This window comes from Oryzomicrobium sp., from assembly GCF_021287045.1.
Lineage (GTDB): Bacteria > Pseudomonadota > Gammaproteobacteria > Burkholderiales > Rhodocyclaceae > Oryzomicrobium.
Map to the genome: position 1 here is coordinate 189,762 of NZ_JAJTBG010000004.1, position 26,303 is coordinate 216,064.

The window sequence follows — 26,303 nt, forward strand, 5'->3', positions numbered from 1 at the left end:
GACGGTGGGTTGGCGGCCTGGGTTGGCGGCCGCTGTGACGCGCGGCACGCAGACACGCGGCAACGAGGCCCGCAGGTCATGGGGCAGGATCGGGTGCGGCGTTCGCTGTGCCTGGAGCGGTCAGCGCCTGGGGCGTCGCCGGCCGTGGGTGGCGGGTTTTAGCGCCACAGCGTTGCCGGGCCGATGTCGGCCAGGGTGGCGCAGCCGGTCAGGGCCATGGCCACTTCCAGTTCCTCGCGCAGCACCTTGATGGCGTGGGCGGCGCCCAGGGGGCCGGCGGCGGCCAGGCCGTAGACCCAGGGGCGGCCCACTAGCACCGCCCGGGCGCCCAGGGCCAGGGCCTTGAGGATGTCGGTGCCGCGGCGGATGCCGCCGTCGAGCAGCAGGGGAATATCGCCGCCCACCGCGTCGGCCACCGCCGGCAGGGCCTCGATGGCCGCCGGCAGGGTGTCCAGGGTGCGGCCGCCGTGATTGGACACCACCAGGCCGTCTACCCCCAGGGCCAGGGCCTGGCGGGCGTCGGCGGGGGAAAGGATGCCCTTGAGGATCAGGGGTAGCCGGGTCAGGCCGCGCAGGGCCTCGATGTCCGCCCAGGTGGGGGCGGTGGCGAGCAGGCCGTCGAAGAGGGGGCTCTGGCCGGGGCGCAGATGGGCCAGGGGATTGGGCGGTGGGGGCATGTCGCGCAGGTTGGCGGCCTCCACCCCGGGCGGCAGGTGGAAGCCGGCGCGCTGCTCGACGTTGCGCAGGCCGTTGATCGGGGCGTCCACGGTCACCACCAGGGCCCGGTAGCCGGCGGCCTCGGCCCGGGCCACCAGGTGCCGGGTGTAGCCCCGGTCGGGCTGGATGTAGAGCTGGAACCACAGGGGCGCCCGAGTGGCGGCGGCGATGTCTTCCAGGGGGACGCTGGCCAGGGTGCTGACCACCATGGCCGCCTCCAGGGCTTCGGCGGCCTGGGCGGCGGCCAGTTCGCCGGCGTCGTGGAAGAGGCGCTGGTAGGCCACCGGGGCGAGCAGGATGGGGTGGGCCAGGGCCTGACCGAACAGTTCCAGCCGGGTGTGGCCGCCGCCCACGTCGCCGAGAACGCGGCCTTGCAAGCGCAGGGCGTCGAAGGCGTCCCGGTTGCGCCGGTAGGTCAGTTCGTCCCCGGCGCCGCTGGCCAGGTAGGCCCAGGCGTTGTCGTCGAGACTGTGGCGGGCGTAGCGCTCATAGTCGGCGACGCAGGCGATGTCGCGGGGGATGGCGCTCAGGCAGGGAGTGGGCATGGCGGCAGTCGTTGGTCATTGATCGGCGTGGATGATAGTGATTCTCATCCGCGAGTCAATGCCAGGACGCTACCGCCGGGGCCGGGCAGGTGGGTTCGCCGCGAGGTGGGCGAGAGGGATTAGGAGGGTGAGGGGGGGCGAGAAAACCAAACCCCGCGCCAGTATTGGCTTTCAGCGGGGCGACCGGGGAACGCCGCGCCAGTGCTTGCTTTCCGGAAGGGCATCCCGGAGATCAAGCACTGGCGCGGGGTTTGGCCGGGGTCAGACCTGGAGCTCGTCCAGCAATTCGCTTTCCAGCTTGACCCGGCCGGCGCTGGAGGCCAGGTCGCCGCCGGAGAGGAGGAATACGTCCTCGACCCGGTCCCCCAGGGTGGCGATCTTGGCGGTGTGCAGGTAGGCGCCGTGGCGGGTGAGGGTGGTGGCGATCTTGTAGAGCAGGCCGGGCCGGTCCGCCGCCACCAGGGAGAGGACGAACTGGGTGCCCTTTTCGTCGGGATGGATGCTCACTTCCGGAGTGATCGGGAAGTGCTTGACCTGCCGCGACAGCCGGCCGGTGGGGGGCGGTTCCGGGGTGCAAGGGTGGGACAGGCGCTGGGCCAGCTCGTGCTCCAGGTAGCTGACCAACTGGCGGTAGTCGTCCCGGCCCGAGACGTCGAGCAGCACGAAGCTGTCCAGGGCGTAGCCGTGGCGGGTGGTGTGCACCTTGGCATCGACGATGGAGAAGCCTTCCCGGCCGAAGAAACCGCAGATGCGGGTAAACAGATCGGGCTGGTCCGGAGCGTAGACCATCACCTGCAAGCCTTCTTCGTTGCGGTTGGGGCGGGCCTTGACGATGGGGGTCGGGGTGTTGATGCGGTAGTGCAGGTTGCGGGTGTGCCAGGCGATCTCTTCGGCGCTGTGGCGCAGGAAGTAGACCGTGTCGAGCTGCTTCCACAGTCCCTCGTGCACCGTATCGGACAGGGCGAAGTAACGCAGCAGGCGCAGGGCCTCCTGCTGGCGCTCCTGGATCACACCGTGGGGCTCGGGGGCGCCGCCCCGGCCCAGGACGTTGCGGGTGGCCGAGTACAGTTCTTCGAGCAACTGGCCTTTCCAGGCGTTCCACACCTTGGGGCTGGTGCCGCGGATGTCGGCCACGGTGAGCAGGTAGAGGGCCACCAGGTGACGCTCGTCCCCCACCACCTGGGCGAAGTGCTTGACCACGTCCGGATCGGAGATGTCCTGCTTTTGCGCCACCTGGCTCATGGTCAGGTGGTGGCGCACCAGCCAGACCACCATTTCGGTGTCTTCCGGGGCCAGGCCGTGACTTTCGCAGAAGGCCCGGGCGTCCGCCGTGCCCAGCTCGGAGTGGTCGCCGCCGCGGCCCTTGGCGATGTCGTGGAAGAGGGCGGCGATGTAGAGCACCCAGGGGCGCTCGAAGCCGTTGATGAGGCGGGAGCAGAGGGGGTATTCGTGGGCGAATTCCTCCACGGCGAAGCGGCGCAGATTGCGCAGCACCTGGAGGATGTGCTGATCCACCGTATAGACGTGGAACAGGTCGTGCTGCATCTGGCCGACGATGGCGCCGAAGTTGGGCAGGTAGCGGCCCAGGATGCCGTAGGCGTTCATGCGCCGGAATTCATGCACGATGCCCTGGGGGCTCTTGAACAGTTCGAGGAACAGGGCCCGGTTGGCCGGGTCGGCGCGGAAGGCGTCGTCGATGCGGAAGCGGGCCCGGTACAGGGCGCGCAGGGTGCGGGCGGTCATGCCCCGCAGCTCCGGGTGGCGCTGGAGCATCAGGAAGGCTTCGAGGATGGCCGAGGGCTGGCGCTCGAACAGGTCGTCGGCGCGCATTTCGAGCAGATCGTGGGCGGCCTGGAAGCGTTCGTTGAGCGGCCGGGTGGTGCCCGCCGGGGGCGGGAAGAGGCGCGCCCCCAGGTTTTGCAGCAGGATGGTGTTGAGTTGCAGCGCCGCCTTGGCCGAGCGGTAGTACTGCTGCATCAGGAGTTCGCTCTCGCGCCGGGTGGCGGTGGGCTCGAAGCCGAACATCTTGGCCACCGCGGTCTGGTGGTCGAACAGCAGCCGGTCCTCGCGGCGCCGGGTGTGCAGGTGCAGGCGGATGCGCACGTCGTCGAGAAAGCGCTCGACGCTGTTGATGAGCTGCTCCTCCTCGGCGGTGAGCAGCCCGGCGGCGGTCAGCTCGGCCCAGCTGGCGCCGATGCCGGCGGCCCGGGCGATCCACAGGATGACCTGGAGGTCGCGCAGGCCCCCGGGGCTTTCCTTGCAGTTCGGCTCCAGGCTGTAGGGCGTCTCGTTGTAGCGCATGTGCCGCTCTTCCTGCTCCAGCTTCTTGGCCTTGAAGAAGGCCTTGGCGTCCAGGCGGCCGTGCAGGCCGGCCTGGAAGGTGCGGAAGAGGGTAGCGTCGCCGGTGAGCAGGCGGGCTTCGATCAGGGCCGTCTGCACCGTGATGTCGCCGTCGGCTTCGGACAGGCACTCGTCCACGGTGCGCACGCTGTGGCCGATTTCTAGGCCGATGTCCCAGAACAGGCTGACCAGCTGGGACAGGCGGGCTTCCTCGCCGATGCCCGGGGCGCCGGGCAGGAGAATCAGCAGGTCGATGTCCGAGGCGGGGAACAGTTCGCCCCGCCCGTAGCCCCCCACCGCCGCCAGGGCGAAGGTTGGCGGTAGCTCCAGCTCGCGCCACAGGTCGGCCAGGGCGCCGTCCACCACCTTGGCCCGGCCGTCGAGCAGGGCCCGGGTGTCGGCGTCGGCCAGGTAGGCGTCGCGCAGGGCGTCCTGCTCGGTCTTGAGGCGGTTGCGGTAGCGGGGGATCAGGTCGGTGGGCAGGTGCAGGGGGGCCATGGCGGACGCCGGTGGGCGGTTGGGTTCGGGGAGGTCGTTACGGGGTCAGGGCAGTCAGGGCAGTCAGGGCAGGATGGGGGCGCCGGCCACCAGGGCAGGCTTGGGGCGGCTGCCCGCCGAGACGGTCAGCACCTCGACGCCGGTCTCGGTCACCACCACGGTGTGTTCCCACTGGGCGGACAGGCTGCGGTCCTTGGTGACGATGGTCCAGCCGTCCGGCATCTCCTTGATGGCGGCCTTGCCGGCGTTGATCATCGGCTCGATGGTGAAGATCATGCCCGGCTTGAGTTCGGGGCCGGTACCGGCGCGGCCATAGTGCAGCACCTGGGGCTCTTCGTGGAATTTCTGGCCGATGCCGTGGCCGCAGAATTCGCGCACCACCGAGAAGCCGTTGCCTTCGGCGTGCTTCTGGATGACGGCGCCGATGTCGCCCAGGTGGGCGCCTGGCTTGACCTGGGCGATGCCCAGCCACATGCACTCGAAGGTGACTTCGCACAGGCGCCGGGCCTGGATCGACCCTTCGCCGACGATGAACATGCGGCTGGTGTCGCCGTGCCAGCCGTCCTTGATCACGGTGATGTCGAGATTGACGATGTCGCCGTTCTTGAGAACCTTGTCCGACGGAATGCCGTGGCAGACCTGGTGGTTGATCGAGGTGCAGATCGACTTGGGGTAGGGGGTGTAGCCCGGCGGGGTGTAGTTGAGGGGGGCGGGGACGCAGCCCTGCACGTTCACCATGTAGTCGTGGCACAGTCGGTCCAGCTCGGCGGTGGTCACGCCGGCCTTGACGTGGGGGGTGACGTGGTCGAGCACCTCGGCCGCCAGGCGGCAGGCGGTGCGCATGTGTTCGATGTCTGCGGGGGATTTGATGGTGATGCTCATTTTTCTAGGGCTCTTCCGAGGGAAAGGCCGGGCGTTGCGCACGCCGGCAAAGGCAAAAAGGATAAGGCCAAGGCCCGGGCTTAGGCAATTTTGCGCGCCGCAGCAACGGGGCGTCGGCCCCATCGGCGTGGTCCCGGCGGCCGGGGCGAAGCGGCAAAAAGCCGCTGCACAATTGAAGCGCCGGTCCGATGGGTGCTATACTCTTGCGGCTTTTCGTTCCGGCCCCGCCGGGACGGAGCAAGCATAAGGCCGCTGGGGGCGGGGATAGTTTCCCTACTTTTCCCGGTTTTGCGGCCTTTTCTTCCCGCGCAGCCTTGGCTGCCGGGGCATTCCACACATCCGCTCATATATGGGGTGTCCGCGCCAAGCGCGGATCGACAATGGCGGATGGCGGTTCAAACCCTTAGGAGTCCTTTCATGGCGACCATGCGTCAAATGCTCGAGGCCGGTGTTCACTTCGGCCACCAGACCCGTTTCTGGAACCCGAAGATGTCCCAGTACATCTTCGGCGCTCGCAACAAGATTCACATCGTCAACCTGGAAAAGACCCTCGTTAAGTACAACGAGGCGATGGCGTTCGTGAAGAAGCTCGCGTCCAACCGCGGCAACATCCTCTTCGTCAGCACCAAGCGTCAGGCTCGCGAGATCATCGCCGAGGAAGCTTCCCGCGCTGGCGTTCCCTACGTCGACCAGCGCTGGCTGGGCGGCATGCTGACCAACTTCAAGACCGTCAAGCAGTCCATCAAGCGTCTGAAGGACATGGAGGCCGCCGTTCAGGACGGTTCCATCGAGCGCATGGGCAAGAAGGAAGCCCTGCTGATGAAGCGCGAGCTGGAAAAGCTGCAAAAGTCCATCGGCGGCATCAAGGAAATGGGCGGCCTGCCCGACGCTCTGTTCGTGGTCGACGTGGGCTACCACAAGATCGCCATCACCGAAGCCAACAAGCTGGGCATCCCGGTGATCGCCGTAGTCGATACCAACCACTCCCCGGAAGGCGTGGACTACGTCATCCCCGGTAACGACGACTCCTCCCGCGCCATCCGCCTGTACGCCCGCGGCGTGGCCGACGCCATCCTGGAAGGCCGTAGCCAGTCCCTCCAGGAAATCGTTGCCGCCGGCTCCGACGACGAGTTCGTCGAAGTTCAGGAAGAGTCCGCCGAGTAAGGCTGGCTGAACGGTTTTTACCCGCCGTGACCATGCAAGCGATGCAAGGCCGGGCGGGCTGGTAGTGCAATGTCAGCGGCCGCCTTCGGGCGGCCGCCGCTTAATCTAGAGATTGGAGCAAGAGATGGCGGAAATCACCGCAGCGATGGTCAAGGAACTGCGCGAAAAGACCGACGCGCCCATGATGGAATGCAAGAAGGCCCTGTCCGAAGCCGCCGGCGACATGGACAAGGCCGAGGAAATCCTGCGCGTCAAGCTGGGCAACAAGGCCACCAAGGCTGCAGCCCGCGTGGCCGCCGAAGGTGTGGTCGGCGTGTACATCTCCGCCGACGGCAAGCTGGGCTCCATCATCGAAGTCAACTGTGAAACCGACTTCGTGGCCAAGAACGACGACTTCCTGGCTCTGGTGAAGAACCTGGCCGAGCTGGTCGCCACCAAGAATCCGGCCGACGTGGCTGCCCTGTCCGCCCTGGAAATCGACGGCCAGGCCGTCGAGGCCGTGCGTTCCGCCCTGGTTGGCAAGATCGGCGAGAACATGAGCATCCGCCGCTTCACCCGCACCGAAGCCCAGGGCAAGCTGGTGTCCTACATCCACGGCGGCGCCAAGATCGGCGTGCTGCTGGATCTGGTGGGCGGCGACGAAGCCACCGCCAAGGACATCGCCATGCACATCGCTGCTTCCAAGCCGAAGTCCCTGGATGCCTCCGGCGTGTCCGCCGACCTGATCGAGACCGAGCGCCGCGTCGCCATCGAGAAGGCCAAGGAAGCCGGCAAGCCCGAAGCCATGATCGAGAAGATCGCCGAAGGCACCGTGCAGAAGTTCCTCAAGGAAGTCACCCTGCTGGGCCAGGTGTTCGTCAAGGCCGAAGACGGCAAGCAGACCATCGAGCAGCTGCTCAAGGCCAAGGGCGCTTCCGTCCCGGGCTTCACCCTGTACGTGGTGGGCGAGGGCATCGAGAAGAAGGTCGCCGACTTTGCCGCCGAAGTGGCCGCCCAGGCTGCCGCCGCTGCCAACAAGTAATAACCACCGTCCTAGGGAGATCCCATGTCCGCACCCCGCTACAAGCGCATCCTTCTCAAGCTGTCCGGTGAGGCGCTCATGGGCGGGGACGCCTATGGGATCAACCGTCAGACCATCTCCGAGATCGTCGAGGAGATTCGGACGGTCACCGACCTGGGCGTCCAGGTCGGTATCGTGATCGGCGGCGGCAACATCTTCCGCGGTGTCGCCCCCGCCGCCACGGGCATGGACCGGGCCCAGGCCGACTACATGGGCATGCTGGCCACGGTCATGAACAGCCTGGCGTTGCAGGACGCCATGCGCGCCGCCGGACTCGTTTCCCGGGTCCAGTCGGCGCTGAACATCGAACAGGTGGTCGAGCCCTACATCCGGGGCAAGGCCATCCGTTACCTGGAGCAGGGCCGCACGGTGATCTTCGCCGCCGGTACCGGCAATCCCTTCTTCACCACCGATACCGCTGCCGCCCTGCGCGGCGCCGAGATCGGGGCCGAGATCGTGCTCAAGGCCACCAAGGTGGACGGCGTCTATACTGCCGACCCGAAGAAGGACCCGACCGCTACCCGCTTCGACAAGATCAGTTTCGACGAAGCCATCTCCCGCAACCTGGCGGTGATGGATGCCACGGCCTTCGCCCTTTGCCGCGACCAGAAGCTGCCGATCAACGTGTTCTCCATCTTCAAGCGCGGCGCCCTGAAGCGCGTCGTGCTCGGTGAGAACGAAGGCACCCTGGTCTATTGCTGACGGAGAACCCGCAATGATCGCTGAACTGAAAAAAGCCACCGAGCAGAAGATGACCAAGTCGCTGGAAGCGTTGAAAAACGATCTGGCGAAGGTCCGCACCGGCCGTGCCCACACCGGTATCCTCGACCACGTGATGGTCGACTACTACGGCACCCCGACCCCGATCAACCAGGTGGCCAACGTCACTCTGCTCGACGCCCGCACCATCGGTGTCCAGCCTTGGGAAAAGCCCATGGTCGCCAAGGTCGAGAAGGCCATCCGCGACGCCGACCTGGGTCTCAACCCCGCCACCCAGGGCGACGTGGTGCGCGTGCCGATGCCCGCCCTGACCGAAGAGCGCCGCCGCGAGCTGATCAAGGTGGTCAAGGGTGAGGGCGAGAACGCCAAGGTGGCGATCCGCAACCTGCGCCGCGACGCCAACAACGGCTTGAAGGAAGGTGTGAAGTCCAAGGAAATCTCCGAGGACGACGAGCGCCGCGCCCAGGACGACATCCAGAAGCTCACCGACAAGTTCGTGGCCGACGTGGACAAGCTGCTGGTCGAAAAGGAAAAGGAACTCCTGGCCGTCTGAGGCCGGGCCTTCCCGCTCTTTCCACCTATGTCATCGTTTGTCAGCTCCACCGGCGGTATCCCGTCGGTGGGCGATGTTCCCCGGCACATTGCCATCATCATGGATGGCAATGGCCGCTGGGCGAAGAAACGCTTCCTTCCCCGCGTCGCCGGTCATACCCGCGGTCTCGAGACCGTGCGCGACATGGTCAAGGCCTGCCTGGAACGGGGCGTGGCCTACCTCACCCTGTTCGCCTTCAGTTCCGAGAACTGGCGCCGCCCCGAAGGGGAGGTGAGCTTCCTCATGCAGCTGTTCGTCAAGGCGCTGCAACAGGAAGTCAAGCGCTTGCACGCCAACGGCGTGCGCCTGCGGGTGGTGGGCGACCTGTCCCGTTTCGATTCCTCGCTGCAGGAGATGATCGCCGCCGCCGAGACCCAGACCGCCGGCAACGAGCGTCTTACCCTGACCATCTGCGCCAACTACGGCGGCCGCTGGGACATCCTCCAGGCTGCCAACCGCTTGGCCCTGGCCGAGCCGGCCAAGCAGGGCACGTGGAGCGAGGACGATCTGGCGCCCTACCTGGCCATGGCCTACGCGCCGGAGCCCGACCTGTTCATCCGCACCGGCGGCGAGCAGCGCATCTCCAACTTCCTGCTTTGGCAGCTGGCCTACAGCGAGCTGCACTTCACCGACATCCTCTGGCCGGAGTTCGACCGGGCCGCCCTGGATGCTGCCATCGCCTCCTATCGCCGCCGCGAGCGCCGCTTCGGCCGCACCAGCGAACAACTCCAGGCCGCCGCGCCTTCGTCCCATGCTTAAGACGCGGGTCATCACCGCGGTCATCCTGCTGCTCGTCTTCCTGGGCGCCATCTTCTACCTGCCGCGTACCGGCTGGGCCCTGTTCTGCGGCGTGGTCGCCGTGCTGGCCGCCTGGGAGTGGGGCGCCTTCCTGAAGTTCGGCGCCACCGCCCGGATCGCCCTGGGCGGGGTGCTGGGGGCGCTGATCCTGGCGCTGATCGCCTTCTTGCCCGGCATGCTCGGCGTCGGCGACGGGTTCGCCTACCAGGGCTGGGGCGTGGGACGCTTTCTCCTCGTCCCCTCGGTGCTCTTCTGGGTCGTGGCCGTGCCGTTCTGGCTGCGCTACCGCTGGCCCCTCAAGTCCCGTGCTCTGGGGCTGGCCGTTGGGCTGGTGGTGATCCTGCCCACCTGGCTGGCATTGGTGCAGCTGCGTGCCCTCGGTCCCTGGCCGCTGCTGGCGATCATGGCCGTGGTGTGGATGGCCGACATCGCCGCCTATTTTTCCGGTCGGGCCTTCGGCAAGCACAAGCTGGCCCCCAACATCAGCCCGGGCAAGACCTGGGAAGGCGCCGTGGGCGCCGGCGTCGGCGTGATCATTTATGGTCTGGTGCTGCGCTATACCTTTCCCTACTACCTGGACATCACTGCGCCGCTGCTGGTCCTGGGACTGGTCCTGCTGACTGCCGTCAGCATCATCGGCGACCTGTTCGAGTCCCTGCTCAAGCGCCAATCCGGTATCAAGGACAGCAGCCAACTCCTGCCGGGTCATGGCGGCGTGCTCGACCGCATCGACAGCCTCACTTCCACCCTGCCGCTGGTGACTTTGCTCTGGCTGGCCTTCCAGCGCTGATCCTGGCCGTCCCGGCGTCAATCCCATGTCCGTGCAGACCCTTACCATTCTCGGCGCCACCGGCTCCATCGGCGGCAGCACCCTGGACGTGGTGCGGCGCCATCCCGACCGTTACCGTGTCTTCGCCCTGACCGCCTTCCAGCGCATGGCCGAACTGGCCGACCTGTGCCGCGAGTTCCGGCCCAATTGCGCGGTGGCGGCCACCGCCGAGCAGGCTGCGGCCCTGGCCGGCGCGTTGCGCGCCGACGGCATCGCCACCGAAGTGCTGTGGGGCGAGCAGGGTTTGATCCAGGTGGCGGCTCACGAACAAGTCGATGCGGTGATGGCGGCCATCGTCGGCGCCGCCGGGCTGGAATCCGCCCTGGCGGCGGCCCGGGCAGGCAAGCGGGTATTGCTGGCCAACAAGGAGGCCCTGGTCATGGCCGGGCCCGTGTTCATGGCGGCAGTACGGGAGAACGGTGCCGTCCTCCTGCCCATCGACAGCGAGCACAACGCGATCTTCCAGTCCTTGCCCCGGGGCTTTTCGCGCAATCTGGACGACGACGGAGTGCGGCGCATCCTGCTCACCGCCTCGGGCGGCCCCTTCCGCACCACCCCGGCCGAGGCCATGGCGGCGGTGACGCCGGCCCAGGCGGTGGCTCATCCCAAGTGGTCCATGGGGCCCAAGATTTCGGTGGATTCGGCGACCTTGATGAATAAGGGGCTGGAGGTGATCGAGGCCTCGTTCCTCTTCAACCTGCCCGCCGAGCGCATCGACGTGGTGGTTCACCCGCAAAGCATCATCCACTCGCTGGTAGAGTACGTGGACGGCTCGGTGCTGGCCCAGCTCGGCAACCCGGACATGCGCACGCCGATCGCCCACGCCTTGGCCTACCCGGAGCGCATCGATTCCGGCGTGGCGCCCCTGGACCTGTTCCAGGTGGCCCGCCTCGATTTCGAAGCCCCGGACCTGGAGCGCTTCCCCTGCCTGGGCCTGGCCTACCGCGCCCTGCGCGAGGGCGGGCGCAGTCCGGCGGTGCTGAACGCGGCCAACGAAGTGGCCGTGGCCGCCTTTCTTGACGGGCGCATCGGCTTTGCCGCCATCCCCCGGCTGATCGCGGCGGTGCTGGACGAGGTCGGTACCGGCGCCGTGCACTCCCTGGGCGACGTCCGGGAAGCGGACCGCCTGGCGCGCCAGGCGGCCCTGGGCCGGGTCGCCGGACATTGATAGCCCCCATCCGGGGGCTATCCCACGCCCTTTTTCGCTGCGCGGCCATTCCGGCCCGGGGCGGGGAGGGCTTCACCAATCCTTGGCGGAGAGATTCCGGGCGCTGATCCGGAAGCCACTCACCGCAGCCTTTTGCGAGAAGACAAGGTGAGCGCTTTTATCCACTACGCCGTCTCGTTTGCCGTGGTCCTGGGCGTGCTGATCGTCGTCCATGAACTCGGCCATTTCGCCGTGGCGCGCTGGTGCGGCGTCAAGGTGTTGCGTTTTTCCGTGGGCTTCGGCCAGCCCCTGTGGCGCCGCCAGGGCCGTGACGGCACCGAATGGGTGCTGGCGGCCTTTCCTCTGGGGGGGTACGTGAAAATGCTCGACGAGCGCGAGGGCAGCGTGCCGCCCGACGAGCGTCATCGGGCATTCAACGTCCAGCCGGTGGGACGGCGCATGGCCATCGTCGCCGCCGGCCCCCTGGCCAATCTCCTGCTTGCCGTCCTGCTCTACACCGTGGTGTTCTGGCAGGGCGCGCCCGAACTGCGGCCCTTGCTCGGCACGCCGCCGGCGGGGTCGGCGCTGGCGGCGGCCGGGGTGGAGAACGGGGACGAGGTACTGCGCCTCGATGGCCGCGACGTGGCGTCGTTCCAGGATCTGCACTGGCAATTGCTGCGCCAGGTGGGCAACGGCGATTTCATCGTCCTGGAAACCCGCAATCAGCGCGGCGAAATCAACGACCGGCGGGTCCTGGTAGGCCCGACCCTGGCCGAGGTCGGCCTGGAGGCGGAATTGCCGGAAAAGCTCGGCATCACCCTGTTCCGCCCGTTGGTGGCGCCGCGGCTGGGCAGCGTGGCCGAATCCGGCCCGGCGGCCGCAGTCGGGTTGCAGGCCGGGGACCTGGTCCTGGCTATCGACGGCCGCGATGTCCGGGCCTGGAGCGACGTGGTGATGGCCGTCCGGGAGGCGCCGGGCCGGCCGTTGCAACTGGAAGTCCGCCGCGGCGACGCGGTGCTGGAGTTCACAGTGACCCCGGCCGAGGACAACGACCGGGGCAAGCCCATCGGCCGCATCGGCGTCGGTGTGGCCAATCCGGGCGACCTGCCGGCCATGGCGGTGACGGTGCGCTATCCCCTGGGGGAATCCCTGCGCCGCGCCGTCCGGGAAACCTGGGAAAAATCCCTGTTCAGCGTACAGATGTTCGGCAAGATGCTGATTGGGCAGGTTTCGCTGAAAAACCTGTCCGGACCGGTCACCATCGCCGACTACGCCGGGCAGTCGGCACGGCTGGGCTGGGCCTCCTTCGTCAAGTTCATGGCCTTGGTCTCGATCAGCCTCGGCGTGCTCAATCTCTTGCCGATTCCCGTCTTGGACGGGGGGCACCTGATGTATCATATGCTGGAGTTTTTGCGGGGCCGCCCCGTGTCCGAACGCGCTCAGGAAGTCGGGCAGCGGATTGGCCTTTCCCTGCTGTTTGCCCTCATGGCATTCGCCCTTTATAACGATTTCGCCCGTCTCGCTACCGGTTGATTATGAAGAAAAACCTCCTTGCGGGGTTGATCGGGGGGCTTTTTGCCACCGCGATCGCCGCGCCTGCCTGGGCCTTTGAACCGTTCGTCGTCAAGGACATCCGCGTCGAAGGCATCCAGCGTACCGAAGCCGGTACCGTATTCAGTTATCTCCCGGTCAAGGTCGGCGAGACCATGACCGACGAAAAGGCCTCCCAGGCCATCAAGGCCCTGTTCGCCACGGGCTTCTTCAAGGACGTGCGCATCGAGGTCGACAACGACGTGCTGGTGGTGGCCCTGGAAGAGCGGCCGGCCATCGCCAAGATCGATTTCGTCGGCATGAAGGAGTTCGAGAAGGACCAGATCCTCAAGGCTCTCAAGGAAATCGGCATCGCCGAGTCGCGCATCTTCGACCGGGCCATGCTGGACAAGGCCGAGCAGGAGCTGAAGCGCCAATACCTGGCCCGGGGCAAGTACGCTGCCCAGATCAAGACCACGGTGACTCCGCTGGAGCGCAACCGGGTGGGTGTCAACTTCACCATCGACGAAGGCGACGTGGCGAAGATCCAGGAGATCAACATCGTCGGCGCCCAGGCTTTCAAAGAGAAAGACCTGCTCAACCTGTTCCAGCTGACCACGCCGACCTGGCTGTCCTGGTACACCAAGAACGACCAGTATTCCAAGCAGAAGCTGTCCGCCGACCTGGAAACCCTGCGCTCCTACTACCAGAACCGGGGCTATCTGGACTTCAACATCGAGTCCACCCAGGTGTCGATCAGCCCGGACAAGAAGAGCATCTTCATCACCATCAACCTCAACGAGGGCGAACGCTATCAGGTGTCCTCGGTGAAGTTGGCCGGCGACCTGTCCCTGCTGCCGGAAGAAGAGTACAAGAAGGCGGTGACGCTCCACGCCGGCGACGTTTTCTCCCGGGAGAAGCTCAACGCTTCCACCAAGGCCATTTCCGAGCGTCTCGGCGCCCAGGGCTACGCCTTCGCCAACGTGAACGCCGCACCCGAGGTGGACAAGGAAAAGCGCCAGGTGGCCTTCACCATCTTCGTGGACCCGGGCAAGCGCGTCTATGTCCGCCGCATCAACGTCGCCGGCAACACCAAGACCCGCGACGAGGTGGTGCGCCGCGAAATGCGCCAGATGGAGGGCGGCTGGTACGACGCCGACAAGATTCAGCTGTCCAAGCAGCGCATCGACAAGACCGGCTATTTCTCCGAAGTCACGGTGGAAACCCCCGCGGTGCCCGGCACCTCCGACCAAGTGGACGTGAACGTCGGCGTGACCGAGAAGCCTACCGGCAACATCATGCTCGGCGCCGGCTTCTCCAGCGCCGACAAGGTGATCCTGTCCGGCTCCATTTCCCAGTCCAACCTGTTCGGCAGCGGCAACTTCCTGTCCCTGCAGATCAACACGGCCAAGGCCTTCAAGACCTACGCCCTGTCCTACACCAACCCCTACTTCACCCAGGACGGAATCAGCCAGGGCTTCGACGTCTACAAGAAGACCTACGACCCCTCCCTGTCGTCCACCTACGTGCAGACCTATAAGACGGTCTCTTGGGGCGGCGGCGTGCGCTGGGGCGTGCCGATCGCCGAAAAGGAAGCGATTAGCCTCGGCGTCGGCTACGACAGCACCAACGTGACCCTGTTCTCGGACAGCCGCCGTCTCTACCAGGACTTCGTGGCCAAGAACGGCAATAACAACTCCAGCGTGCTGCTGTCGTCCGGCTGGTCCCGGGATACCAAGGACAGCCTGATCTACACGACTTCCGGCGCCTACACCCGGGTCGGCGGCGAAGTGTCCACCCCGGGTGGCACGTTGCGCTTCTACCGCCTGTCGGCCCAGCACCAGCGCTTCTTCCCCCTGTCCCAGACCTTCACCCTGATGGTCAACGGCGAGGTGGGCATTGCAGGTGGTTACGGTGGTAAGGATCTGCCCTTCTACAAGAACTTCTATGCCGGCGGCGTGAGCTCGGTGCGCGGCTACCAGCAATCCAGCCTGGGGCCGAAGCAGGACGGCGAAGCCATCGGCGGCCAAAAGCGCTTCCTGCTCAGCAGCGAACTGCTCTTCCCGTTCCCAGGCTCCGGCGTGGACAAGTCCCTGCGCCTGTCCTGGTTCGCCGACGCCGGCCAGGTGTACGGCTCCGGCGACGATTACGGCCGCTACGAGAAATTCGCAGTATCGGACCTGCGCTATTCGACCGGTCTCGCCCTTTCTTGGAGTTCTCCGCTCGGCCCGTTAAAATTCAGCATCGCCAATGCGCTGAACAAGAAGGAAGACGATAAGACGCAGCGCTTCCAGTTCCAGTTCGGAACGGTTTTCTGATCTAGGAGTACAAGTTGAAACGCAAGATGCTCGCGGTGGCCCTGTCCGCCGCCCTGTTCGGCCTGGCTGGCACTGCCGCCGCCGACACGAAAATCGGTTTTGTGAACACCCAGCGCGTTTTCCGCGACGCCCCCGCCGCGGTCAAGGCGCAGAAGAAGCTGGACGGCGAATTCTCCAAGCGCGACCAGGAGCTCCAGGCCATGGCCAAGAAGCTCCAGAGCCTCCAGGAAGGCCTGGAAAAGAACGCCGTGACCCTGTCCGAAAGCGATCGCCGCAACAAGGAACGGGAAATCAACGATCTGAACCGGGATTTCCAGCGCAAGCAGCGCGAGTTCCGCGAAGACCTGAACCTGCGCCAGAACGAAGAGATGGCGGCGGTCCTGGAGCGGGCCAACAAGGCCATCAAGGCCATCGCCGAGTCCGAGAAGTACGACCTGATCCTGCAGGATGCGGTCTGGGCGAACCCGCGCCTGGACATCACCGACAAGGTCATCAAGGCCCTGTCCGACGACAAAGCGGCCGCCAAGTAAATTGGCTGGCCTGACTTTGGCGGGCCAGGGAATGCGCCTGGCGGACATCGTCGCCCGTTTGGGGGGCGAGCTGGTCGGCGATGGCGATACGCTTATCCGCAGCATCGGCACTCTGGCCCAGGCGGGGGAGGGCGACATCGCCTTCCTCGCCAATCCCAAGTATCGGGGCCAGCTGGCAGAAACCGCCGCTTCGGCGGTGATCGTTCCACCCTCGGCGGCGGACGGTACGGACCGGCCGCACATCGTCGCGGCCAACTCCTACCTCTATTACGCCCGGGTTGCCCAGTTGCTGTACCCGGCGGCGCTGCCCAATCCGCCCGTTCACCCCAGCGCGGTGATCGGTGAGGGAGTGGTGCTGGGACGCAACGTGGTCATCCACGCCGGCTGCGTGATCGGTGACGGGGTCGAGATCGGCGACGACACGGTGATCTACCCGAACGCCGTGGTCTACCACCACTGCGTCATCGGCCGCCGTTGCGTGATCCAGGCCGGCGCGGTGATCGGCGCCGACGGCTTCGGCTTTGCCAAGGACGGCGCCGCCTGGGTGAAGATTCCCCAGATCGGCCGGGTGGTGATCGGCGACGACGTGGAAATCGGCGCCAATTCGACCATCGACCGGGGGGCCATCGACGACACGGTGATCGGCAACGGCGTCAAGATCGACAACCTGGTGATGGTCGCCCATAACGTCCAGATCGGCGAGCACACGGCCATGGCCGGTTGCGTCGGCATTGCCGGCAGCACCAAGATCGGTGCCCGCTGCACCATCGGCGGTGCCGGCATGATCAGCGGGCACCTGACCCTGGGGGACGACGTGCATATTTCCGGCGCTACCCTAGTGGCCCGCAACCTGCCCAATCCCGGTCACTACACGGCCGCCTACCCGCTCGAAGCCCACGAGGGCTGGCTCAAGAACGCGGCCCACCTGCGCCATCTGGACAAGCTGGCGAAGCGGGTCCGCGAGCTTGAGAAAAAACTTGAAAAATCAGAGGGAACCAATTGAATTCCATGGACATTAAGGCAGTGATGGAGCACCTGCCGCATCGCTACCCGTTCCTCATGATCGACCGCATCCTGGCCATCGAGCCGGGCAAGACCGTACATGCGCTCAAGAACGTGTCGATCAACGAGCCGATGTTCCAAGGCCACTTCCCCGGCAATCCGGTGTTCCCCGGTGTGCTGATCGTCGAAGCCCTGGCCCAGGCCGCCGGCGTCCTGGCATTCACCTCCACCGGCGACAAGCCCAACGAGAAGACCGTCTACTACCTGGCCGGCGTGGACAAGACCCGCTTCAAGAAGCCGGTGGTGCCGGGCGACCAGCTGCACCTGCACGTCACCGTGGACAAGGTCAAGGCCGGCATCGGCCGTTTCAAGGCCGTGGCCCAGGTGGACGGCCAGACTGTATGCGAAACCGAACTCCTCTGCGCGGTGCGGACCATCGAATGACCCAGATCCACCCGACCGCCGTCGTCAGCCCGGGAGCCCGGCTGGGGGATAAAGTCTCCATCGGCCCCTACAGCGTCATCGGCGAGAACGTCGTCATCGGCGACAACACCTCCGTCGGCTCCCACACGGTGATCGAGGGCCATACCGAGATCGGCCGGGACAACCAGATCCATCACTTCTGCGCCCTGGGCGGTATTCCCCAGGACAAGAAGTACGACGGGGAACCGACCAAGCTGGTGATCGGCGACCGCAACACCATCCGCGAATTCTGCTCGTTCCATACCGGCACGATCCAGGATGCGGGCGAGACGCGCATCGGCAACGACAACTGGATCATGGGCTATGTGCACATCGCCCATGACTGCGTTGTCGGCAACCACACCATCTTCGCCAGCAACGCCCAGATCGCCGGCCACGTGCATGTGGAGGACTGGGTGATCCTGGGCGGCATGACCGGGGTGCACCAGTTCGTGCACATCGGCGCCCACGCCATGACCGGCGGCGGCACCATCCTGTTCCAGGACCTGCCGCCCTACGTGATGGCCGTCGGCAACAACCCGGCTCCCAAGGGGATCAACAGCGAAGGCCTGAAGCGCCGCGGCTTCTCTCCCGAGAGCGTCATGGCGATCAAGCGCGCCTACCGCACCCTCTACCGCTCCGGCCTGACCCTGGAAGAGGCCCGCGACAAGATCGCCGCCGAAGCCGGCGCCCATCCCGAGCTTGCCGTTCTGGTCGACTTCCTCGCCCAGTCCAAGCGCGGCATCCTGCGTTAAGCCATGACCCGTCCCCTTCGCATCGCCATGGTGGCGGGGGAGGCGTCGGGCGACCTCCTGGGCGCCAACCTGATCGCCGCCCTCAAGGAACGCCTGCCCGACGCCCACTACTACGGCATCGGCGGGCCGAAGATGCTCACCCAGGGGCTCGACTCCTGGTGGCCCCAGGAAAAGCTGGCGGTCATGGGCCTGGTGGAGGTGCTCAAGCACATCAAGGAGCTGTCCGGCATCCGCAAGGGCTTGGTCAAGCGCCTGCTCGCCGAGCCGCCCGACGTCTTCATCGGTATCGACGCCCCGGACTTCAACCTGGGGCTGGAAAAGCGGCTCAAGGCCAAGGGCGTGCCCACGGTGCACTACGTCAGCCCCTCGATCTGGGCCTGGCGTCCCGGGCGGATCAAGGGCATCGCCAAGGCGGTGTCCCACATCCTCTGCCTGTTGCCCTTCGAGCCGGCCCTGTACGACGCCAAGGGCATCCCCAACACCTACGTGGGGCATCCCCTGGCCGACCAGATCCCGCTCCACGTCAGCCAGTCCGAGGCACGCCACAAGCTCGACCTGCCCGCCGGCGCGCCGATCTTCGCCCTGCTGCCGGGCAGCCGCACCACCGAGCTCAATTTTTTGGCCGACACCTTCATCGCCACGGCCAGGCTGATTGTCGAGCAACTGCCCGGTGCCATGTTCCTGGTGCCCCTGGCCACCCGGGAAACCCGGCTCCAGTTCGAGACCGCCCTGTACCACGCCGGCGCCCAGGACCTGCCGTTCCGCTTGCTCTTCGGCCACGCCCAGGACGCCATGGCGGCGGCCGATACCGTGCTGGTGGCGAGCGGCACCGCCTCCCTGGAGTGCGCCCTGATGAAGCGCCCTATGGTGATTACCTACAAGGTGGCCCGGATGTCGGCCTTCCTGTGGCGGCGCATGTCGATCTCGCCCTGGGTGGGGCTACCCAACATCCTGGCCCACCGCGAAGTGGTGCCCGAGCTGTTGCAGGAAAAGGCCACGCCGGCCAACTTGGCGGCGGCCCTGCTCGACCTGCAGCAGAACAAGGAGGTGAGGGCGGCCATGGTGGACGAGTTCGAGCGCCAGCACCTGCTGCTGCGCCAGAATGCGGCGGAGAGGGCCGCCGGTGCGGTGCTCCGGACCCTGGGCGTGGCCCCGGCCGTCGTCGCGCCGCCGGTCTATGCCTCCCAGCCGGCCTCCCATGGCTGAGAAGGTCGCCAAGGCGCCACTGGTCTGGCTGGCGGGGCGCATCGCCGGAGTAGACGAAGCCGGGCGCGGCCCTCTGGCTGGCCCGGTGGTGGCCGCTGCGGTGATCCTCGATCCATCCCGGCCCATTGTCGGCCTCAACGACTCGAAGAAGCTATCGGAAAAGCGCCGCGACGCCCTGGCCCCGGAAATCCGTGAGAAGGCCTTGGCCTGGGCGGTGGCCGAAGCCAGCGCCGAAGAGATCGACCGGATCAACATTCTCCAGGCCACCTTCCTGGCCATGACCCGGGCGGTGGTGGGCCTGGGGGCGACGCCGGAGAAGATCCTGGTGGACGGCAACAAGGTGCCCCGTTCCCTGGCCGAGCTGTGCCCGGCCGAGGCCGTGGTCAAGGGCGACGGCACCTACGCCTGCATCGCCGCCGCCTCGATCCTGGCCAAGACCCACCGGGACGCCCTGATGAAAGCCCTGGACCGGGACTACCCGGCCTACGGATTCGCCCAGCACATGGGCTACCCGACTGCCGCCCACCTGGACGCCTTGCAGGCCCACGGCCCCTGCGTCGCCCACCGGCGCAGTTTCGGTCCGGTGGCACAATTGAGCCTGCTCTGACGCCCGCTCGCCCCGCTGCCTTGGCTTGCGGCGGGGAGCCGGCCTACCCATTTCCATACTTTTTCCTGCGTCCTCCATCGTGAAGAACGTCCGCACCATCAATTCCCGGGACAACCCCCGCATCAAGCGCCTGAAGAAGCTCGCCGGCTCGGCCCGGGAGCGGCGGGAGGAGGGGCTGATGCTACTCGACGGCGTGCATCTGCTCGAAGCCCTGCTGGCGGTGCGCATCAAGCCCCGGGAGCTGTACGTGGCGGAAAGCGCCCTAGCGCAGGCGTCGGGCGAGATCGCCGCCTGCCTGGCCCGGCCGCTGCTCGGAGCCACACCCCTGTACGTGCTGCCCGATTCCCTGCTGCGGGACGTGGCGCCCACCGAGACGCCGACCGGCCTCCTGGCCGTGGCCGAGCTGCCGGCGCTTCCGGAACAGACCGATCCCCAGGCCGACGCGGTGCTGCTCGACGGTGTGCAGGACCCGGGCAACCTGGGCACCCTGATCCGCACCGCTGCCGCCGCCGGCTTCCGCCAGATCGTCCTGTCGTCCGGCTGCGCCGACCCCTGGAGCCCTAAGGCCCTGCGCGCTGCCCAGGGCGGCCAGTTCCGCGCCACCCTGTTCGAGGGCCAGGACCTGTGCGCCTTCCTCAAGGGCTACCGGGGAACACCCATGGTGACGCGGCTCGACGGGGCCACCTCCCTCTACGCCATGGCCGATACCCCATTCCAGGGGCCGGTGGCCTGGGTGTTCGGCGCCGAGGGGCGGGGCGTTTCCCCGGCGGTGATGGCCGCCGTGCCCACCGGCGTGCTGATCCCCCTGCCGGGCCGGGTCGAATCCCTCAACGTGGCCGCCGCCGCTGCGGTCTGCCTGTTCGACACCCTGCGTCGGCGCGGCGTTAAATAATTACGGGAGCACCCGGCGTGCCCAACAAAAAACCCGGCTTCGGCCGGGTTTTTTGTTGTCTGGGTTGCCTTGGTTGTTCAAGGCACCGTGTTCAGAAGTCTTCGCTGCGCTCGATGCGCACTTCCTGCATCACCGTGGTGGAGATTTCCTCGATGGACTTGGACGAGGAATCGAGCCAACGGATGCCTTCGCGGCGCATCAGCTTTTCGGCCTCGTGCACTTCGTACTGGCAGTTGGCCAGGGACGCATACTTGCTGTTGGGCCGGCGTTCTTCGCGGATCTGGGAGAGGCGCTCCGGGTCGATGGTCAGGCCGAACAGCTTTTCCCGATAACGCTCGATGGTGGACGGCAGCTTCATGCGCTCGAAGTCCTCGGGGATGAGCGGGAAGTTGGCTGCCTTTACGCCGAACTGCATGGCCAGGTACAGGGAGGTGGGGGTCTTGCCGCAGCGGGACACGCCCACCAGGATCACGTCCGCTTCCATCAGGTTGCGGTCGGTGATGCCGTCGTCGTGGGCCAGGGTGTAGTTGATGGCGTCGATGCGGCTCTGGTAGCCGGTGGAGTTGGTGGTACCGTGGGACTTGCCCACGCTGTGGTTGCACACCGCGCCCAGCTCGGCCTCCAGGGGGGCGAGGAAACTCTCGAAGAACGACAGGCAGAAGGCGTCGGCTTGATGGACGATGGCCGAGAGCTTGCCGTCCACCAGGGTGGTGAACACGATCGGGCGGATGCCGTCGCGCTGGGCCGCCTCGTTGATGCGCGCCACGGCGGCATGGGCCTTGTCCTCGGTGTCGATGAAGGGCGCGCGCACCGGCTTGAACTTCACGCCCTCGAACTGGGTGAGCAGGCTGTGGGCCAGGGTTTCGGCGGTGATGCCGGTGCCATCGGAAATGTAGAAGACGGTGCGGTTGATCGACGAGTTCATGGGGAAGAGGGTGAGGGCAAAGAAAAACGGCGGCCAGTGACAGGCCGCCGTTGAAGTTTACTGGAAGTTGCTATTCCGGACTCAGGGAATCATCCACGTAAACACGTAGGCCTGCAGGGTGGTGATGATGCCCACCATGGTGGCGAACAGCAGGCTGTGCTTGACGGTGAAGCGGAACAGGTCCGATTCCTTGCCCACCAATCCCACGGCGGCGCAAGCCACGGCGATGGACTGGGGCGAGATCATCTTGCCGGTCACGCCACCGGTGGTGTTGGCCGCCACCAGCAGGGTGTCGGAAACGCCCACCTGGTGCGCCGTGGTGGCTTGCAGGGAGCAGAACAGGGCGTTCGACGAGGTGTCCGAGCCGGTCAGGAACACGCCCAGCCAGCCGAGGAACGGCGAGAAGAACGGGAACAGGGCGCCGGTGCCGGCCAGCAGCAGGGCCAGGGTGGCGGACAAGCCGGAGTAGTTGGCGACGAAGGCGAACGCCAGCACCATGCCGATGGAGTAGATCGGGCGCTTCAGCTCGACCACGGTCTCCTTCAGGGTCTTGGCCGCATCGGAGGGCTTCATGCCGAGCACCAGCATGGTGATGATGGCCGACAGGAAGATGGCGGTGCCGGTGGCGGCCAGCAGGTCGAGCTTGTAGACCGCAGCGTAGGGCGTGGCCTTGGCGACGATCGGCTCCACCTTGGTCACCAGCTTGTCGAGCATGGGCACCGGGAACTGGAACACCGTGCCGTACAGGGCGCCGTCCTTGGCGAACAGGGCCTTGAAGGGCTTCAGGCTCCAGATGGTGACCATGACGGTCAGGATGACGAAGGGCGACCAGGCCTTGGCGATCTGGCCGAAGGTGTAGTGCTTGTCTTCGCCCAGCTCGGCGTGGTGCTGCTTGTCGAAGCGGAAGATGTTCTTCGGCTTCCAGTTCTTCAGGAACACGGTCAGGCAGATCAGGCTGACCAGGGCCGAGGTGATGTCCGGCAGTTCCGGGCCGATGAAGTTGGCGGTGAAGTACTGGGTCACGGCAAACGACAGGCCGGCCACCAGGATTGCCGGCCAGGTCTCGCGTACGCCGCGCAGGCCGTCCATCATCATCACCAGCCAGAAGGGCACGATCACCGACAAGAGCGGCAGCTGGCGGCCGGCGGCCTGGCCGATCTTGAAGGCGTCGATGCCGGTCACTTGGCCGGCCACGGTGATGGGGATGCCCATGGCGCCGAAGGCCACCGGAGCGGTGTTGGCGATCAGGCACAGGCCGGCGGCGTAGAGCGGGTTGAAGCCCAGGCCGACCAGCAGGGCGGCGGTGATGGCCACGGGAGCGCCGAAGCCGGCTGCGCCTTCGAGGAAGGCGCCGAAGGCAAAGCCCACCAGCAGCATTTGCAGGCGCTGGTCATCGGTGATCGACACCACCGACGAGCGGATGACGTCGAACTGGCCGGTCTTGACCGTGATCTTGTAGAGGAACACGGCGGCCACGATGATCCAGGCGATCGGCCACAGCCCGTAGAGGAAGCCGTAACCGGCCGAGGCCAGGGCCATCGGCACCGGCATCTTGTAGAAGAACACGGCCACGGCCAGGGCGATGGCCACGGTGATGGTGCCGGCGATGTGCCCCTTCATGCGCAGGACGGCGAGCGCGATGAAGAAGAAGAAAATCGGCAGCGCGGCGACCAGCGCCGACAACCAGAGGTTGCCGAGGGGGTCGTAAATCTGCATCCACGGTTGCATGGGGTACAGCCTCCTTCAGGGATTGCGGTGGTTTGTCGAAGTGAATCAAACAAGGTGCTGGGGTTGTCCCTCGCGGTCGGTTTTTATTGGTGGATGCCTGGATCGCCGCACGGGTTATGGGTTTCCACGGAGCCCCTCGGGAAAACGAGCACACACGGGCCTCCCGAGGCGATCCCTTTCGAGATCGGCTCCCTGTCTTGCGTTTGGAGGTGGGGGTGTCGTTTCCCGCGGCGCCGCCGGGGAAGGTTCGGTCAGCAGGTCGCCATGCGGGCGGCCTCCTGGCTGCATTCGTCGAGCAGGTGGACGATGGAGTGGTAGGGCACGCCGGTGGCGGCGGTCAGGCCGATCTCACAGGTCTTGTTGCTCGAATAGCCGCCGCAACAATTGGCCGGCACGTCATCGTGAATCTTGCGCAGGGCGTGGGCGTTGAGTTCGGGCACGACAAAGCCCCGGTCGCCGCCGAAACCGCAGCACTTCACCTCGGGCGGCATCACCACCTGCTCGGCGCAGGCCTGGGCCAGGGCCTTGAGCTTGGCCTCGGCGCCCATGCGCCGGGCGCTACAGTTGAGGTGTACCAGCACCGGGTCGGCCTTCTTTTGCAGCATCAGGCGCGGCAGCAGGGCGTCGTGGGCGAACTCCACCAGGTCATAGACCGGCAGCCGCTCGGCCAGGTAGGTCTTCATGCGCAGGGTGCAGGCGCTGGCGTCGAGCACGATCGGGTACTTGCCGTTGTCGCTGGCCTCGCGCAGGGCCGCTTCCAGCTCCGCCGACTTGCGGTCGGCTTCCGCCGCCAGGCCCTTGCTGGCAAACGACTGGCCGCAGCACAGGGCATCGACGCCAGCGGGGACGATCGGCGCGTAGCCGGCTCGCTCCAGCACCCGGATGACGGTGGCGGAAAGGGCCTGTTCCGGCGACTCTGCGCCGAAGATGCGCCCGGCGCAGGTGGGGAAATAGACGATCTTGTCGCCCTGGCCGACGCGGGCGCGGCCCGCCGGCTGGGGCCGGGGCATGCCGGCCTTCCAGGCGCCGCCGGTGAACTTGCCGAGCAGCGTGGCACCCACCAGGGATTCGGCCAGGTGGCCGGCCTTGAGGGCGGTGCGCGCCAGGGCCTGGGTGGTGGCGAAATTGCGGGCAGCCACCTGGCCTAGCTGGCGGGCGACGCCGGACAGGTTTTCGCCGCGCACGGCGCGCACCAGGGCGCCGGTCTCGATGCCCACCGGGCAGGCGGTGGAGCACAGGCCGCAACCGGCGCAGGTTTCCAGGCCCTGGTAGAGGTAGTCCTCGCCCAGCTCGCCAGTGGCTTCACCGGCGGCATGGCGGCGCGATAGCTCGCGCCAGGCGACGATGCGCTGGCGCGGCGACAGGGTCAGGCCGTGGGAGGGGCACTGGGGCTCGCAGAAACCGCACTCGATGCAACGGTCCACCGGGGCGTACAGCTCGCCGGCGGCGGGCATGGGCTTGAGGTGCTGGAGGTGGGCCTCCGGGTCGTCGTTGATGATCACGCCCGGGTTGAGCAGGCCTTCCGGGTCGAACAGGTCCTTGATCTGGCGCATCAGGCCGTAGGCCCGGGCGCCCCATTCCAGTTCGACGAAGGGCGCCATGTTGCGCCCGGTGCCGTGCTCGGCCTTGAGGGAACCGTCGTACTTCTTGACCAGCAGGGCGCACACGTCGTCCATGAAGGCGGCGTAGCGGGCCACCTCGGTTTCGATGCCGAAGTCCTGGGTGAACACGAAGTGCACGTTGCCTTCCAGGGCGTGGCCGAAAATGATGGCCTCGTGGTAGCCGTGCTTGGCGAACAGGTGTTGCAGGTCGAGGCAGCAGGCGGCCAGGTCGGGCACCGCCACCGCCACGTCCTCGATGATCACCGTGGTGCCCGGCTTGCGCACCGCGCCGACGGCGGGGAAGGTGCCCTTGCGCACGTTCCAGAGGCGCTCGATCTCGGCGGCGTCGGTGGTGAAGGCCGGGGCTTCCACCAGGGGATAGGCGTTCAGTTCGTCGAGCACCGCGCCGATGCGCGCTTGCAGCTCGGCGGCGGAGGGCGCCCGGGTCTCGATCAGCAGGGCGGTGGCGCCTTCGTCCAGGGTCTTGAGCAGCGGCGGCATGCCCGGCTTGTGGGCCACGGCGCGCAGCGAGGCCCGGTCGAGCAGTTCGACGGCATCCACCGGCCGGGCCTTGAGACCGACCACGGCGCGGCAGGCGGTCTCCATGTCCGGGAAGAAGGCCAGGGCGCTGGCCTTGTTGGCGTATTCCGGCACGGTGCGGTAGGTCACCTGGGAAATGAAGCCTAGGGTGCCTTCGGAGCCGATCATCAGGTGGGCCAGGATGTCCACCGGGTCGGTGAAGTCCACCAGGGCGTTGAGGCTGTAGCCGGTGGTGTTCTTGATCTTGTACTTGGTGCGGATGCGTTCGCACAGGGCCGCATCGGTGCGCACGTCGTCGGCCAGTTGATCCAGGCGGGAGAGGAGGGCGGCGTGGCTGATGCGGAAGGCGGCGACATTGGCCGGCTCGCCGGTGTCGAGCACGGTGCCGTCGGCCAGCAGCACCCGGATCGCCGCCAGGGTGTTGTAGCTGTTCTGAGCGGTGCCGCAGCACATGCCGCTGCTGTTGTTGGCGGCCATGCCGCCGATCTTGGCGGCGTTGATCGATGCCGGGTCGGGGCCGATCTTCTTGCCCAGGGGGGCGAGGCGCCGGTTTACCTCGGCGCCCACCATGGCCGGACCCACCGCCACGGTGGCGCCGTCGGCGGCGATGGCGCAGGTGGCGAAGCCCTCGCCGAGCAGTACCAGCACTCCGTCGGTGACCGCCTGGCCGCACAGGCTGGTGCCGGCGGCGCGGAAGGTGACCGGGCGCCGGTGCTGGCGGGCCAGATGGGCCACATCGCGAACCTCAGCCTCGTCATTGACCACCGCCACCACTTCCGGCACCAGGCGGTAGAAGCTGCCGTCGGTGCCATAGGCAAGGCGGCGCAGTTCGTCGGTAATGACCCGATCAGCGGGCAGGCGGCGGCGCAGGGCGTCGATCAGAGCGGACACGGTCGGTGCTCCCAGGCAGGGATA

At 66.7% G+C, this 26,303-nt stretch carries 22 protein-coding genes; 16 read left to right on the forward strand and 6 right to left on the reverse strand.

The annotated features are described in order from the left end of the window. Positions 1–158: 158 nt before the first annotated feature. The 3 genes from LWW89_RS06005 to map all read right to left on the reverse strand — a co-directional run bounded on the left by LWW89_RS06005 (position 159) and on the right by map (position 4,982). Positions 159–1,262, reverse strand: a complete 1,104-nt coding sequence (locus LWW89_RS06005; protein WP_293262675.1) for an alpha-hydroxy acid oxidase — start codon at positions 1,260–1,262, stop codon at positions 159–161. 261 nt (positions 1,263–1,523) lie between these two features. Beyond that, positions 1,524–4,100, reverse strand: coding sequence for a [protein-PII] uridylyltransferase (locus LWW89_RS06010; protein ID WP_293262678.1), 2,577 nt, complete (start codon positions 4,098–4,100; stop codon positions 1,524–1,526). 63 nt (positions 4,101–4,163) lie between these two features. Further along, positions 4,164–4,982, reverse strand: coding sequence for a type I methionyl aminopeptidase (gene map, locus LWW89_RS06015; RefSeq protein ID WP_293262681.1), 819 nt, complete (start codon positions 4,980–4,982; stop codon positions 4,164–4,166). A 417-nt stretch (positions 4,983–5,399) separates the two neighbouring features. Here map and rpsB point away from each other — a divergent pair, with 417 nt between their 5' ends. The 16 genes from rpsB (at position 5,400) to LWW89_RS06095 (ending at position 20,594) form a co-directional block, all read left to right on the forward strand. Beyond that, the gene (gene rpsB, locus LWW89_RS06020; RefSeq protein ID WP_293262684.1) at positions 5,400–6,146 is read left to right on the forward strand and encodes a 30S ribosomal protein S2; all 747 of its coding nucleotides are present in this window, start codon (positions 5,400–5,402) and stop codon (positions 6,144–6,146) included. A 124-nt stretch (positions 6,147–6,270) separates the two neighbouring features. Next, complete coding sequence (gene tsf / locus LWW89_RS06025) at positions 6,271–7,167, forward strand: translation elongation factor Ts (protein ID WP_293262687.1); 897 nt, start codon at positions 6,271–6,273, stop codon at positions 7,165–7,167. 24 nt (positions 7,168–7,191) lie between these two features. Continuing rightward, positions 7,192–7,908 (forward strand): UMP kinase, encoded by a 717-nt coding sequence (pyrH, locus tag LWW89_RS06030; protein WP_293262689.1) that lies wholly within the window; start codon positions 7,192–7,194, stop codon positions 7,906–7,908. A gap of 13 nt (positions 7,909–7,921) precedes the next feature. Further along, positions 7,922–8,479, forward strand: coding sequence for a ribosome recycling factor (frr, locus tag LWW89_RS06035; RefSeq protein ID WP_293262692.1), 558 nt, complete (start codon positions 7,922–7,924; stop codon positions 8,477–8,479). Positions 8,480–8,506: 27 nt separating this feature from the next. Beyond that, positions 8,507–9,277, forward strand: coding sequence for a polyprenyl diphosphate synthase (uppS, locus tag LWW89_RS06040; protein ID WP_293262695.1), 771 nt, complete (start codon positions 8,507–8,509; stop codon positions 9,275–9,277). Continuing rightward, on the forward strand, positions 9,270–10,106 hold the full coding sequence (locus LWW89_RS06045) for a phosphatidate cytidylyltransferase (RefSeq protein ID WP_293262698.1): 837 nt from the start codon (positions 9,270–9,272) through the stop codon (positions 10,104–10,106). Before uppS ends, LWW89_RS06045 begins: the two co-directional genes overlap by 8 nt. A 25-nt stretch (positions 10,107–10,131) precedes the next feature. Beyond that, positions 10,132–11,313 (forward strand): 1-deoxy-D-xylulose-5-phosphate reductoisomerase, encoded by a 1,182-nt coding sequence (gene ispC, locus LWW89_RS06050; RefSeq protein WP_293262701.1) that lies wholly within the window; start codon positions 10,132–10,134, stop codon positions 11,311–11,313. A gap of 147 nt (positions 11,314–11,460) precedes the next feature. Then, positions 11,461–12,825, forward strand: coding sequence for an RIP metalloprotease RseP (rseP, locus tag LWW89_RS06055; RefSeq protein ID WP_293262704.1), 1,365 nt, complete (start codon positions 11,461–11,463; stop codon positions 12,823–12,825). A 2-nt stretch (positions 12,826–12,827) separates the two neighbouring features. Next, the gene (gene bamA, locus LWW89_RS06060; protein WP_293262707.1) at positions 12,828–15,140 is read left to right on the forward strand and encodes an outer membrane protein assembly factor BamA; all 2,313 of its coding nucleotides are present in this window, start codon (positions 12,828–12,830) and stop codon (positions 15,138–15,140) included. 14 nt (positions 15,141–15,154) lie between these two features. Continuing rightward, entirely contained in the window at positions 15,155–15,670 is a 516-nt protein-coding gene (locus LWW89_RS06065; protein ID WP_293262710.1) for an OmpH family outer membrane protein, read from the forward strand. Between the two features lie 31 nt (positions 15,671–15,701). Then, positions 15,702–16,673 carry a UDP-3-O-(3-hydroxymyristoyl)glucosamine N-acyltransferase gene (gene lpxD, locus LWW89_RS06070; RefSeq protein WP_293262713.1) on the forward strand — a complete coding sequence of 324 codons (972 nt, stop codon included), beginning with the start codon at positions 15,702–15,704 and terminating at the stop codon, positions 16,671–16,673. A gap of 5 nt (positions 16,674–16,678) precedes the next feature. Next, positions 16,679–17,116, forward strand: a complete 438-nt coding sequence (gene fabZ, locus LWW89_RS06075) for a 3-hydroxyacyl-ACP dehydratase FabZ (RefSeq protein WP_293262716.1) — start codon at positions 16,679–16,681, stop codon at positions 17,114–17,116. Then, on the forward strand, positions 17,113–17,889 hold the full coding sequence (gene lpxA, locus LWW89_RS06080; RefSeq protein WP_293262719.1) for an acyl-ACP--UDP-N-acetylglucosamine O-acyltransferase: 777 nt from the start codon (positions 17,113–17,115) through the stop codon (positions 17,887–17,889). The genes fabZ and lpxA overlap by 4 nt, the downstream gene beginning before the upstream one ends. 3 nt (positions 17,890–17,892) lie before the next feature. Further along, the gene (gene lpxB / locus LWW89_RS06085; RefSeq protein ID WP_293262722.1) at positions 17,893–19,095 is read left to right on the forward strand and encodes a lipid-A-disaccharide synthase; all 1,203 of its coding nucleotides are present in this window, start codon (positions 17,893–17,895) and stop codon (positions 19,093–19,095) included. Then, entirely contained in the window at positions 19,088–19,702 is a 615-nt protein-coding gene (gene rnhB / locus LWW89_RS06090; RefSeq protein ID WP_293262725.1) for a ribonuclease HII, read from the forward strand. Before lpxB ends, rnhB begins: the two co-directional genes overlap by 8 nt. Before the next feature lie 79 nt (positions 19,703–19,781). Further along, positions 19,782–20,594 carry an RNA methyltransferase gene (locus tag LWW89_RS06095; protein WP_293262728.1) on the forward strand — a complete coding sequence of 271 codons (813 nt, stop codon included), beginning with the start codon at positions 19,782–19,784 and terminating at the stop codon, positions 20,592–20,594. A gap of 91 nt (positions 20,595–20,685) precedes the next feature. Here the strand turns inward: LWW89_RS06095 and LWW89_RS06100 are convergent, their stop codons facing one another. The 3 genes from LWW89_RS06100 to LWW89_RS06110 all read right to left on the reverse strand — a co-directional run bounded on the left by LWW89_RS06100 (position 20,686) and on the right by LWW89_RS06110 (position 26,279). Then, positions 20,686–21,519, reverse strand: a complete 834-nt coding sequence (locus tag LWW89_RS06100; RefSeq protein ID WP_293262731.1) for a pyruvate, water dikinase regulatory protein — start codon at positions 21,517–21,519, stop codon at positions 20,686–20,688. A gap of 81 nt (positions 21,520–21,600) precedes the next feature. Then, a complete protein-coding gene (gene lldP, locus LWW89_RS06105) occupies positions 21,601–23,247 on the reverse strand; it encodes an L-lactate permease (RefSeq protein WP_293262734.1) in 1,647 nt (548 codons plus the stop codon). Positions 23,248–23,498: 251 nt separating this feature from the next. Further along, on the reverse strand, positions 23,499–26,279 hold the full coding sequence (locus tag LWW89_RS06110) for an FAD-binding and (Fe-S)-binding domain-containing protein (RefSeq protein WP_293262737.1): 2,781 nt from the start codon (positions 26,277–26,279) through the stop codon (positions 23,499–23,501). Positions 26,280–26,303: the final 24 nt, after the last annotated feature.

Coding starts and splice junctions, on each gene's coding strand:
- LWW89_RS06005 (WP_293262675.1), bottom strand. CDS start 1,262: ATGCCCACTCCCTGCCTGAGCGCCATCCCCCGCGACATCGCCTGCGTC.
- LWW89_RS06010 (WP_293262678.1), bottom strand. CDS start 4,100: ATGGCCCCCCTGCACCTGCCCACCGACCTGATCCCCCGCTACCGCAAC.
- map (WP_293262681.1), bottom strand. CDS start 4,982: ATGAGCATCACCATCAAATCCCCCGCAGACATCGAACACATGCGCACC.
- rpsB (WP_293262684.1), top strand. CDS start 5,400: ATGGCGACCATGCGTCAAATGCTCGAGGCCGGTGTTCACTTCGGCCAC.
- tsf (WP_293262687.1), top strand. CDS start 6,271: ATGGCGGAAATCACCGCAGCGATGGTCAAGGAACTGCGCGAAAAGACC.
- pyrH (WP_293262689.1), top strand. CDS start 7,192: ATGTCCGCACCCCGCTACAAGCGCATCCTTCTCAAGCTGTCCGGTGAG.
- frr (WP_293262692.1), top strand. CDS start 7,922: ATGATCGCTGAACTGAAAAAAGCCACCGAGCAGAAGATGACCAAGTCG.
- uppS (WP_293262695.1), top strand. CDS start 8,507: ATGTCATCGTTTGTCAGCTCCACCGGCGGTATCCCGTCGGTGGGCGAT.
- LWW89_RS06045 (WP_293262698.1), top strand. CDS start 9,270: ATGCTTAAGACGCGGGTCATCACCGCGGTCATCCTGCTGCTCGTCTTC.
- ispC (WP_293262701.1), top strand. CDS start 10,132: ATGTCCGTGCAGACCCTTACCATTCTCGGCGCCACCGGCTCCATCGGC.
- bamA (WP_293262707.1), top strand. CDS start 12,828: ATGAAGAAAAACCTCCTTGCGGGGTTGATCGGGGGGCTTTTTGCCACC.
- lpxD (WP_293262713.1), top strand. CDS start 15,702: ATGCGCCTGGCGGACATCGTCGCCCGTTTGGGGGGCGAGCTGGTCGGC.
- fabZ (WP_293262716.1), top strand. CDS start 16,679: ATGGACATTAAGGCAGTGATGGAGCACCTGCCGCATCGCTACCCGTTC.
- lpxA (WP_293262719.1), top strand. CDS start 17,113: ATGACCCAGATCCACCCGACCGCCGTCGTCAGCCCGGGAGCCCGGCTG.
- lpxB (WP_293262722.1), top strand. CDS start 17,893: ATGACCCGTCCCCTTCGCATCGCCATGGTGGCGGGGGAGGCGTCGGGC.
- rnhB (WP_293262725.1), top strand. CDS start 19,088: ATGGCTGAGAAGGTCGCCAAGGCGCCACTGGTCTGGCTGGCGGGGCGC.
- LWW89_RS06100 (WP_293262731.1), bottom strand. CDS start 21,519: ATGAACTCGTCGATCAACCGCACCGTCTTCTACATTTCCGATGGCACC.
- lldP (WP_293262734.1), bottom strand. CDS start 23,247: ATGCAACCGTGGATGCAGATTTACGACCCCCTCGGCAACCTCTGGTTG.